General features: G+C 37.9%; 8 protein-coding genes. 2 read left to right on the top strand and 6 right to left on the bottom strand.

The window, feature by feature from the left end:
- The first annotated feature begins 1,609 nt into the window (after nucleotides 1–1,609).
- Nucleotides 1,610–2,869 (top strand): cytochrome P450 family protein, encoded by a 1,260-nt coding sequence (locus ACIQXQ_RS19170; RefSeq protein WP_402959564.1) that lies wholly within the window; start codon nucleotides 1,610–1,612, stop codon nucleotides 2,867–2,869.
- 122 nt (nucleotides 2,870–2,991) lie between these two features.
- On the opposite strand, the gene ACIQXQ_RS19165 is transcribed toward ACIQXQ_RS19170, so the two are convergent.
- From ACIQXQ_RS19165 to map, 6 genes are all read right to left on the bottom strand, one after another.
- Nucleotides 2,992–3,462, bottom strand: a complete 471-nt coding sequence (locus ACIQXQ_RS19165; protein WP_402959562.1) for a hypothetical protein — start codon at nucleotides 3,460–3,462, stop codon at nucleotides 2,992–2,994.
- 467 nt (nucleotides 3,463–3,929) lie between these two features.
- Nucleotides 3,930–5,918, bottom strand: coding sequence for an acetoacetate--CoA ligase (locus ACIQXQ_RS19160; protein WP_402959560.1), 1,989 nt, complete (start codon nucleotides 5,916–5,918; stop codon nucleotides 3,930–3,932).
- A gap of 389 nt (nucleotides 5,919–6,307) precedes the next feature.
- Nucleotides 6,308–7,453 carry an acyl-CoA dehydrogenase family protein gene (locus ACIQXQ_RS19155; protein WP_402873215.1) on the bottom strand — a complete coding sequence of 382 codons (1,146 nt, stop codon included), beginning with the start codon at nucleotides 7,451–7,453 and terminating at the stop codon, nucleotides 6,308–6,310.
- 124 nt (nucleotides 7,454–7,577) lie between these two features.
- Nucleotides 7,578–8,825, bottom strand: a complete 1,248-nt coding sequence (locus ACIQXQ_RS19150; protein ID WP_402959557.1) for a GTPase family protein — start codon at nucleotides 8,823–8,825, stop codon at nucleotides 7,578–7,580.
- A gap of 141 nt (nucleotides 8,826–8,966) precedes the next feature.
- Complete coding sequence (locus ACIQXQ_RS19145; RefSeq protein ID WP_402872911.1) at nucleotides 8,967–9,719, bottom strand: PadR family transcriptional regulator; 753 nt, start codon at nucleotides 9,717–9,719, stop codon at nucleotides 8,967–8,969.
- Nucleotides 9,720–9,963: 244 nt separating this feature from the next.
- Entirely contained in the window at nucleotides 9,964–10,710 is a 747-nt protein-coding gene (gene map, locus ACIQXQ_RS19140; protein ID WP_402872909.1) for a type I methionyl aminopeptidase, read from the bottom strand.
- 324 nt (nucleotides 10,711–11,034) lie between these two features.
- On the opposite strand from map, the gene ACIQXQ_RS19135 reads away from it, so the two are divergent.
- Nucleotides 11,035–11,700, top strand: a complete 666-nt coding sequence (locus ACIQXQ_RS19135) for a lysozyme family protein (protein WP_402872907.1) — start codon at nucleotides 11,035–11,037, stop codon at nucleotides 11,698–11,700.
- The last annotated feature ends 18 nt before the right edge of the window (nucleotides 11,701–11,718 follow it).

The raw sequence follows: 11,718 nt of genomic DNA, 5'->3' as shown, positions 1-11,718 counted from the left end.
AACCCCCCCCCCCCCATCCCCCATAACACACAACACAACACCACAAAAACGGGATATTCTTGAAATCAATATTAAAGTATAACAGAATCTATGGAAAGAAGGTAACACTTTAATGGAATGTAAAATATATAATAGATTAATGTCATCAGTCATGAAAGGTTAGGGCAGAAAGTCTGTCACAGAGCAAAATGAATAATTCTAGTTTACATAATATATATTATAGGAAGTTATAAAATAATATCAATCTGTGTCTCATATCATAAGAATACTTAACTAAGTGAGACTGAATCAAAATTTATGTTTTTATTTAAAGCTCTAACATAACTATGATTTTTATAACACATACAAGTTTTCATCTATTTAAATGATTTAAGATTTAATGTAAATAATTTATAAAACTATTATTGATTATTTTTGATCAGGATCACTTACAATTTTCATTCATTTTAATGCACTCACAGTAAATGTAATCTGGAAACTCCAGTGTTATTTTATTTCCATAACAAAAATATATTCATATGAGCTCCTGCTTATATTATTAATATTAGTCTCGCTTTAAATTACTTACCAGATAATAACAAGCGTTTGTATCACATTTTGTATCAAGCCTGTATATTATCCCCATACCATACGTTATAACAGCAAACCGCCAAGAGTCTTTAATTCTAAATGAAACAACATCCAAAATACTTTTTTATTGTTATGTAAACTTTGGTTTACCATACGAGTAATATCTCTCAATTTTGGATGTGTATTGACTTGAATTGTTTTTAAACCCACTATCAATATTACCCGCCCTTCCTCTTCTATCTCGTATTATATATATTAGTAAAATCCGTTTACTTCACTGGCTTCGATCAATCAAAAGTATAACCAATGAACAAGATATTCTTAAAACGCCCATTACTATATCAATATATATAAATATAACTAAAATGATAAAAATCACGGGTTAACACTTCAATAAAAGTATTTCAGAATAATAAATTCATTCGAATTTATTAGTGATTTCCACTTTAACACTAATAATATCTATAAATTCTTTTCAACATCACAACCTTCCCAATTGTTAAATATAACTGTAGCCGCTTTCCATAAATTAAACTGATAATGATAATTATGTTTCCTTTCCGTTTTCCCTCCAGTCTGATTTTGTTACGAATGATAGCAATTCCGTTAATACGTTCACTAATAAGTTCGCTGAGTATAAATGGACAAGTGTCACTCCTAACTAATTAATTGAATACATACTTTAGTCAAAAACTTAGTTAAATATAGATTTCTTTTATAAACAAAGTTATACAGATTTAAAACTATATTTCTAAACATTCCTCCATTATACCTACTATCAGTAAAGTACTTTACTCGCATTGACTAAGGAAAAAATCAATTGTAACCTTTAATAATATCTTACTCAAATTAAAGTAATGTATTTTGAGTAAGATGAAGTTCTAATTAAGGAGGTTAGTGAAATAAGTAATCATAGTACATGTACTTATTACTAAACTGCAAATTAATTTTGGATTCTTTGAATGAAATAGTTTTGCTTTACGACAACTTACACGAGTATGAACTAATAACCAATATTTATTAGGAAGGATGATAGAACATGAATAAGTCAGATCAAATGATGCCAGAGCAAGTTCTAAATCTATTAAGTGGAGAAAATAAAGAGAATCCATTTTCTATATTCGCGCAAATACGTAAAGCGGGATCTGTCATTTCTATTCCAAACCCTTTTGGCCAAACAGATAGTAAAGCATGGCTAGTTGTACATATGGATGAAGCGATTCAAGTTTTGAAACAGCACGCTATATATACTGTAGACCCAAAAACGATTGAGAATGACAAAAGCTTTAGGGATAAAATGGCTAATGATGTAGATTCATCGTCGCCCGATACCTTTTTCACTGGGAAATCCATGCTCTTTGCTGATGGTGTAGATCATAGAAGATTACGTATGTTAGTTTCAAAAGCCTTTACACCTCGATACATGGAAGGGTTACGTTCTCGCGTTCAAGAAATCGCCGATGAATTACTGGATCAAGTTCAGTCTCAAGGTGAGATGGACATTGTTAAAGACTATGCTTACCCCTTACCGATAAACGTAATTTCAGAAATGTTAGGTGTGCCCCATGAAGATCGTGAAAAGCTTAAAGTTTGGTCCACCGCAATCGCTAATGGCCTAGGTTTGGGTAAACAAGATCCGACAGTTGGGAAGCACTTACAAGAGTTCGGGGAATATACTGAAATGTTAGTCGAAGAAAAAAGGAAGAATCCTTCCGATGACTTAATTAGCCAGTTGATTGCCATTGAAGAACAAGGTGAGCGTCTTGAAAAGTCAGAATTGATTTCGATGATCACATTACTTATTTTTGCAGGTCATGAGACAACGTCGAACTTAATTGCAACTGGGACTATGATGTTATTTGAACATCCAGAACAGTTAGAAATGCTTAAGGCTGATTTAACTTTAGTTCCTTCAGCTGTTGAAGAACTATTGCGATTCAATGGTCCATCAACGATTGTAGGACCACGTTTTGCTAAAGAAGATACACGATTGGGTGGGCAGCAAATCAAAAAAGGAGATTTACTACTTGTGATGGTGAAAGCCGCCAATCGTGATGAGAAAGTCTTTACTGACTCAGAAGATTTAGATATAAAACGTAAGATAGATCGTCACCTCGCCTTTGGACATGGCCTACACGTATGTCTAGGGTCTCCGCTTGCTCGTATAGAAGGAGATATTGCCTTTACTACTCTTTTAAAACGAATGCCCAACTTAAGGTTAAGTATTCCTAAGGAGAAAGTTGAGTGGCAGTTTTCACTCTCATCCCAAAGTCTTGATTCACTTCCTGTTGCTTTTTAGAAATGTATTCACTCTTCTAGTTCTGATACTTACCAAAATAAAAACCCAAACCACTAATAGGTATTTATTGGTTTGGGTTTTTCACTATTAGAATTTAGGTATCATCAACCAACATCCCCTTCCTAATTAACTTTTAGTACAAATGCATACAAAGCATCACCTTTGGACACAGTAGCATCCTCTCCATCCGTCCACCACACGCTATATGAATAATAGTAAATGCCTTTTTCTTTAGGAACAGTAAACTGATCATTCCTTAAATGAATATCTGTTTCTTTATTTTTCTCATTCGCATTAAACTGTGTTATATACATTTCACTTGGTTTAGGCTCATAATCCATCTTTATGGTAACCTTCTCACCTGGTAGTGCCTCAATAGGCTTTTTATCCGCTAATAGTTCCACTGGTCCTGCCATATCTACACAAGTATTTACTTTGCTATCCATCCAACAGTAAGTACCTATTTTCGTTTCATATGCTTCATTAGCCAGTTCAATCTGAACCTTTGGGGGCTTTTCCCCATCCATTTCATTACTGTTTGAACACCCCATTAGATTAAGCACAAAGAATGATAATGCTAACCATTTCTTCATATAGAATCCCCACCTTTATTAGATAGACGTTAATTCATATGAAAAGTTGCTCCAATTCTCCATTAATGAAGTATAGAACTATAAATAATTTTTATCACATTATGAAACTCCGTGTTATCAGGTACGAATTCAATTAATCATGAATGTACTCTACAAAATCCACTTAACTCCTCTCCCTATGTATGCATATCTGCAAAGTAGATGTCCTTTCTCTTAATCTAGTCTGAACCTTCCAATACCAATATCGTTTAAATAAACTTGTACGTTACTTTGATGGGTACGTCTTTAATGTCCATAAAGCCACTATCCTTGATTTTTTCTTCTAATTTGAGCCCAACATATTACTTAAACCCCTTACGTCTGCAAAGCCTCACCAGTCAACAGTATGAGCTTAACAAAATAATAGATTAAAATAGCATTAAGAAAACGAATAAAAGACGGAGTTTTTGAACCCCCGCCCATCTTTCTTAAAAGATTCTCTCCTCGTTTAACTCGATTGCCAACTGTTTGAAAAACGACAGTGATTCAGGATTGCTCATGGAATCGGGATTTACTACTTTATCGAATTCGAATCCTAATAGTAGTTTACGTATTGGCACTTCCATCTTCTTACCATTCAACGTTTTTGGTATTTGATTGACGAGATAAATCTCATCTGGAATAAAGCGTGGGGAAACATGTTCCCTAATTTCATTTTTGATTTTTGTCATCAGATTCGAATCGAGAGTGTTCTCTTGCTTAAGGACAACGAATAGCAGCAAGGATGATCCTCGACCAAGTACCTCCCTATCAATAACCAGGCTCTCCATCACTTCATCCATCACTTCCACGACACGGTAAATATCGCTGGTCCCCATGCGTACACCTGAACGGTTGATGGTAGAATCTGAACGTCCATAAATGATGCAGCTGCCTCTATCATCAATCTTAATCCAGTCGCCATGCTTCCAGATGCCTGGATACGTATCGAAGTAACTATCGAAGTATCTTGCACCATCATGATCATTCCAAAAATATAGCGGCATGGAAGGCATCGGTTTAGTGATCACTAGTTCACCGACATCGTTTACTAGTGAGTTCCCTTGTTCATCAAATGCTTCAACATGGACACCTAACGAGCGACCCTGTATTTCTCCAATCCTAACGGGAAGTATGGATACACCCCCCACAAAGCCGGAGCATACATCAGTCCCTCCACTGGATGAACTAAGCCAAATATCCATTTTAACATGTTCATACACCCACTTATAAGCATCACTTGATAAGGGGGCCCCCGTAGAAAAAAGAGATTTTAATTTTGATAGATCATATGTTTCGATTGGTTTAATGCCTAGTTTCATCGAGCTGGTAAGAAAAGGAGCACTAGTACCAAATGAAGTCACACCTGCATCTTCTGCCAATTTCCAAAGTGTATCCATGTCAGGATAGGAAGGACTGCCATCATAGAGGACAATGGTCGCCCCATTGAGTAGTCCGGCCATCAACAGGTTCCACATCATCCAGCCAGTCGTTGTGAACCAGAAAACCGTATCTTCAGATGTCATATCTTGATGCAGGCGCGTGGCTTTTAAATGCTCTAGAATGATTCCTCCATGTCCTTGAACAATCGGTTTCGGCATGCCCGTGGTACCTGAAGAATAAAGAATCCAAAGTGGGTGGTCGAATGCAACGCTTTCAAAGGACAACTCTGATGATTCTATTAAAAGTGTTTTCCATGGAATGATATTTTCTATTTTTTGCTCTAGATTCTTTTTATCTATGTAAGGAACTAGTACGGTATGTTTAACTGTAATCAATTCTTTTTGTAACTGGGCAACTACGGATGTTTTATCGAACGACTTTCCATTATAGTGATATCCATCAACAGCAAATAAAACAACGGGTTCTATCTGTTTGAAGCGATCAATGACGCTTTTTGCCCCAAAGTCAGGTGAGCAGCTTGACCAAATGGCACCTATACTGGCCGTAGCCAAGAACGCAATGACGGTTTCAGGGATATTGGGCATGTATGCAACAACTCGATCACCCGATTTCACCCCTAGTTTTCTTAATGAGTGAGAAACAGAGGCAACTTTTTCTTTTAGCGCTTTCCAGCTGATTTCTTGATTGACTATATGCTCGGAACGAAAGAAAATGGCCGTCTTGCCTTCTTGTTCTTTCGATAGGGCATTCTCCGCATAATTTAACCGCGAGCCTTCAAACCACTTAGCACCTGGCATCGTCTGATCCGCTAAAACCCTATCATATGGTCTAGTTGCAATCACTTCGCAAAATTCCCACACAGATGCCCAAAATTCCTCGAGTTCATCGACTGACCATTTCCATAGTTGTTGATAATCTTGAAATTCCAAGCCTTTCTTTTCTTTCAACCAGTTTGCATATTGTGTCAATCCCGTTTGCTCAATCCGCTTTTGTGTCGGTTCCCAAATGATTTGTCCTTCTGTAAGTGACTTCATATCATTTTCCCCCTTCGCTATCGAAAATCAAACAGTTTATTACTAGTTGTTTATCAATGCACACATCCTATAAATGGTAATTCAACTTGATGATACTGGATTGTTGAAATACCGTCAATCCGTATACAGTCGAGAAGGCTGAATTATTCGATAATTCCCTTCAAACACGCCTATAGACCTTCACGTACTATAAAAGCTAGATTGAACATTTACTTAAAACGAAGTGACAAATATCTCAATTAATTTGTACCCATGAAAGCTAAGAATGAGGTTCTTCTTCTGAGAATCCCTCACAAGTTTTGTCTTAAAGAGATTTAAAGCTTCCCTATAACTAAACGTAAAAAACACTGAAACGAATGGTCCATTTCAGTGTCTAAATAGCTTTTTTCTTAATAAAGGGCTGATTTCGCAAGTGTGGTAATCGTAACATCATCCATGGGTGGATTATGAAGTCCTGCACGTACATCGCGGTAATATCGTTGTAGCGGATTAGACCGTTGCAGACTCTTCGCTCCAACGACTCTCATCGCCTTGTCGACAATGGTTATGGATTTGTTGACGACCGATAATTTAACCGCTCCTAATTCTTTTGATAATTCGTCATGATTTTCGGGTTGCATTTCCCATTTTTCCGCAACGGAAAAGAGAAAATGTCGCGCTTCCATTAATGCCAATTCAATTTCCCCAATTGTTCTTTGCACATTCGGAAGGTCGCGGATGGGTCCGGGTAGACTATTTGGGGAATACGTCTTTGCAAATTCGACTGCATAATTTCTTGCTGCGGTCGCAATTCCCAGATAACAAGCTGGTATATGCAGTAGCCAAGCATCCGGTATTCTTTTACCGGGATTTTTTTGCATGACATAGTACTTTTCTGGAATGATAACGTCATCTAGGACAAGATCATGACTACCTGTTCCCTGCATGGAAATCATATCCCATGTTTCTTCTATCGATACTCCTGGAACGTCTCGATGGACCAAAAAAGTACCCATCTGTTCTTCTTCCGTTACCCAGGCGGTAACAAGAAAGATATCAAGGACTGGGGAAAGCGTCGTAAACGTTTTACGGCCACTAAGTATCCATTTATCGCCTTTCTTACGTGCAGTCGTTTCAGGACGTCCTCCACGTGTGGGACTACCCGTTCCGGCTTCTGATGCAGCCGTATTGACAAGGGCTCCTCTAGATATTTCTTCGAAAAATTCGTCCATGACCTCTTTTTTCCACGGCCTTTTCTCCGTTAAAGATAAAACCGTCCCAACATGCCAACCAATTCCTAAAGCGGTTGGTCCACAATATTCTGCAATTTTCTCCTGGGCTAAGAGAAAATCATATAAGGAACCGCCCTGTCCTCCAAACTCTTTAGCCAACGTTAATGTTGGATAACCGAATGCTTTTAATTCCTGAATGTTGTCAAAAGGAAAACCTTTAGACTCATCGAGTGATTCGGAACGATCCGGGAAGGACTGTATCGCTCGCTCTAATTCTTCTATATATTTTTTTTGCGCGTCTGTTTGATAAAACATGTCGATCATCCCTTCTAGATATGTAACCAAATACTCTTACAAGTATTCGCGAGTATCATTCATCACTATAACTCACCTATATCTTATCACTTTAGTCATATATATGATTCGAGAATTCCCTTAATCGAATTGATTAAGGGATAATTTCTTCTTTTTCATATACATTATTAGCATGCTTATATGCTTCTTTCGCTTGCTCCATGCTTTTGTCTTCAATGAAATAAGCGATTGCAGCCTGACCAATGCCATATGTTACGGCTCCCGCTACAGCACCCGAAACAGCTAGACCTGCGCCGGGTATCAAACGGACTGCGGCACGCACGCCTTCCCTAACAAGGAGGCCTAATCCGACATTAATGCCTAGAGCAGCGATGAATTCACTTGCTGTTTTTGTGTTAATTTCTTTATCCGCGATAAATCCAATCACTACAATCATCAGTCCTTGAATACCGGTCAATATTGGAAAATCAGCAAATGGGATGGGTTCAGCGCCGATTAAACTGGCAATAGCGGTAAATGTGCTGACGATTGTCCGTGCGAATTTCTTCTTGACGAAGTGACTTTGCATGGCCTTAGCCGTCATTAATTTCGCTTCACTGGGTAAGGCCTCGATCAAGTAGGTAGATAACTCATCGATGTTCCATCTCATGTCGTAATCGATATTGCCATTTTCATCAAAATCAATATAAGAACAAATCGGAATGATATTCAAAAGTGGGATGTCGCTTTCTTTAAATCGCTTTTCCATCAACGAAACTGCTTCATCTATATGCTGTTTTTTCTTAGGGTGGGCATCAAATGGCACTTGTTTATAATGAGGTGGATCCAATTCATCGACTTGGGTAACCACACAGATTACTGGTACATCATAGTGATGTTTATTTTTCACGATTTTCCGTAGCTTATTTAGCTCTTTTAAATCTTCTTCAATCCGTGAATCGGTTTCTTTCGCTTTAATCAAGAAAAGAAACACATCCGGCTGTTCCCCAGTAACCGCACTAATTAACTCATCCATTGGTGTTTCTTCTTCAAACGCCTCTGTAGGCGCCTCACTTTCTCCCAAACCGCGAGAGTCAAGCAAACGGATTTTTGGATTGTTTTCACTAGGGTACCACAGCCATTTGCCTTTACCCGTTCCAGACTTAACAGAACTGACATATTGCCGTTTTTCTCCGAACATCGAATTAATAAGAGAGGACTTTCCTGAACCACGCCTTCCGACAAGAGCAATCCGTGGCTCCCTAGCATCAACCGTCATCGTTTTTACTTTTAAGAGTTGGTCCAGCATTTTATTCTTTTTAGATTCTGAAATAGGAAGTTTATCGACCTGGCTCTTAATCAATGTATATATACTACTCATTTCATCGCGCTTTTCTTTCATTGTGATTCCCCCTTAATTAAGAACAGTTTTATTAAACTTTACCCCTGAACGATTCGTCTTAAGCATATACATGAGATGATTGATCTTTTCAGTCACTAGGCATTAGTTGTTCTTAACGAAGTAAAAGGAGATTGAAAGATGTTAGGATTTTTCTTCGAGAAAGGTCACTACGCTTGCCAGGTACTTTTGGATTTCCTGCACTTGGTAAGCCGCAGAATCGGCAATTTGTTTATAGTGATGCTGTCCTTCATCTGTAATCCGTAAATAACGCTTCGTTCGTTTTTCACTTTCCCATCTACCAACAAGTAACCCATTCTCCTCCATTTCGTGTGATAAATCATATAAGTATCCATTGGAGGCAATCCAGCCGAATTGATTTTTTAACAAGTCGGCAATTTCCCCCATATAAATCGGTCTTTTAGTGAAAGCGGCCTTCAAAGTAACGTAACGGACTAGATCCTTCACAGAAATGATTTTCGAGAAATAAGAGCGGTATTCTTCTGGTAGTTCATTCACAACCGGAGGATTCGTACCAGAACCTTTTAAATCGAACATAAACCTGTCAATGACCTTTTTCACTTCAGAAAAACGTTCCAGGAAATTTTCTTGGTACCATGTATAAAGGTCTTTCCCTTTTTCTGTTATTTGATAATAATTTCTTCCTTTACTCGTATATAATGATAAATGGCCGGATTCGACGAGATTATTAGAAATTTTACATAAGTAGTCATAACTATGGACTTTCCCTGTAAACATATTTTTCAGGTCTTGATGAATGGCACGTGGATAGTTAGCTTTATCCGTCAAAGAATGCAGTAAAAAAATCGTTAAGAATTCTCTCTGGCTTAATCCAACAGACTCAACCGTTGTAGATAGTTTTTCCCCTTTCTTCACTGTCAACCCCCCTTATATATTGTTTGTCACAAAATAGTTCAGCTTCTTCTTATTATCCTGCGCACCCACAAATTAGTAAAGGGTTTCGTGCCTAATTACCTTAGTACTTAAACTATGTATACCGTCCATTTTAGTTGTCAAATTCATTCATAGTATTCTGACGAGGTATTTACTGGAATAAATTTACACCGAGGATATAACAAAAGCGATGACCATAAAATTAGGTCATCGCTTTTGTTATCTCTTATTGTTCTGTAAGTATGATTGGTCCTTCTTTTGTAATCACTATCGTATGTTCATATTGGGCGGAAAGTTTGCCGTCTGTTGTTCTTGCTGTCCAGCCATCCTTGTCCACTTTCATATGCCATGTTCCGGCATTCAACATAGGTTCGATTGTGATGACCATGCCTTCTTTTAAACGAGCGCCTTTACCAGGTTTACCGTAATGTAACACGGTTGGATCTTCATGCATCGTTTTACCGATACCATGTCCTGTGAAATCACGTACGACAGAGAATTTTTCTCCTTCAGCATACGATTGGATGGCGTGCCCGATATCTCCAAGACGATTGCCTACTTGTGCAGCCTCGATCCCTTTATAAAGAGCATTTTTCGTTACATCCATCAAGCGTTGTGCTTCCTCGGAAACTTCACCCACACTATAGGTCCAAGCTGAATCAGCTAATCCTCCGTTAAGCCTTACAACCATGTCGATCGTTACGATATCTCCCTCGTTCAATGGCTTCTTCTGTGGGAAACCGTGACAGATTACATCATTAACAGATGCGCACGTCGCGTATTTATAACCTTGGTAGCCTTTTTGTTCCGGTGTTGCACCATGATCAGCCAAGAACTTTTCAACGAATTCTTCAATTTCCCAAGTCGTTACGCCCGGCTTGATCATTTTTGCGATTTCTCTATGCGTCTCAGCAAGAAGCTTGCCCGCTTCATGCATCAAATGTATTTCTCGTTCACTTTTCAATGTAATCATTTAAAATCCTCTTTCATCTTAAATTATCTTTTCTAGTTGAGACTCCTTATTTATCATATGCCTTCCTTTATATAAAAAGCAACCAAAACACCGGTAAAAAACAATGGTTTACTCATTTCATGAACATATATTTTCATCCGGTAAATATAAATCGTTCGTGCCCTTCAATTTAAAAAATGATGGAAGGCGAATAGATTCTGATACGTTACTTTCTACGACTAGACTCATTCTATATACTGTGGATGTTTAAAAGAATACTAAAATAGTTATTACTCATTCTTTTTGGTAGAATAAGAGAAGATAAAGTGATAATAGGGAGAAAACATGAGAAGATTACGTAAAAAATCAAAGGTCATTCTGATAATATCGATGATGCTTTTTTTATTTCTGTTTATAAAACAAGTGTTGCAGACACCTTTTTCAGTAAAACTATCAACACCGCTTAATAAGATGAACTCGTTTGCAATCGTTGAAAAATATAGCACCCAAATTCAATCTGAATTGAAGAAATATGGCCTTGAGGATCAAACGCTAACATTGATTGCCGTGATGCAACAAGAAAGTCGAGGAAAAGGAGGAGATCCCATGCAAGCATCCGAATCCGCCGGTCTAGCTCCCAATACAATAACCGACCCTAATGAAAGCATCGAATATGGCGTGAAACATTTCCAGAGAATCATGGAATATGGGAACGAAAAAGCCGTTGACTTCTCAACCATCATCCAATCTTATAATATGGGGATTGGATATATTGATTACGTTGCAAATTCCGGCGGCAAACATACTGAGGAGCTAGCAAAACAGTTCTCTGCCCTGCAAGTTGAAAAGAACCCTGAACTCTACGACTGTGGTGGCAATGAGGAAAATTTCCGTTATCCATATTGTTACGGGGACTTTTCTTATAGTGATAAAGTAGAAAAGATTCTTGATACACTTACAAAAAGCACCCCTGCCATTGCCATTGAAGAGAAATCAGATGAAGCATTTTAGCTGCGACATCTGGTTTCT

The organism is Peribacillus sp. NPDC097198 (genome assembly GCF_044762055.1).
Taxonomy (GTDB): Bacteria; Bacillota; Bacilli; order Bacillales; family DSM-1321; genus Peribacillus.
The sequence above is the reverse complement of the archived record's forward strand: the minus strand, read 5'-3'. Positions and strand labels throughout refer to the sequence as shown.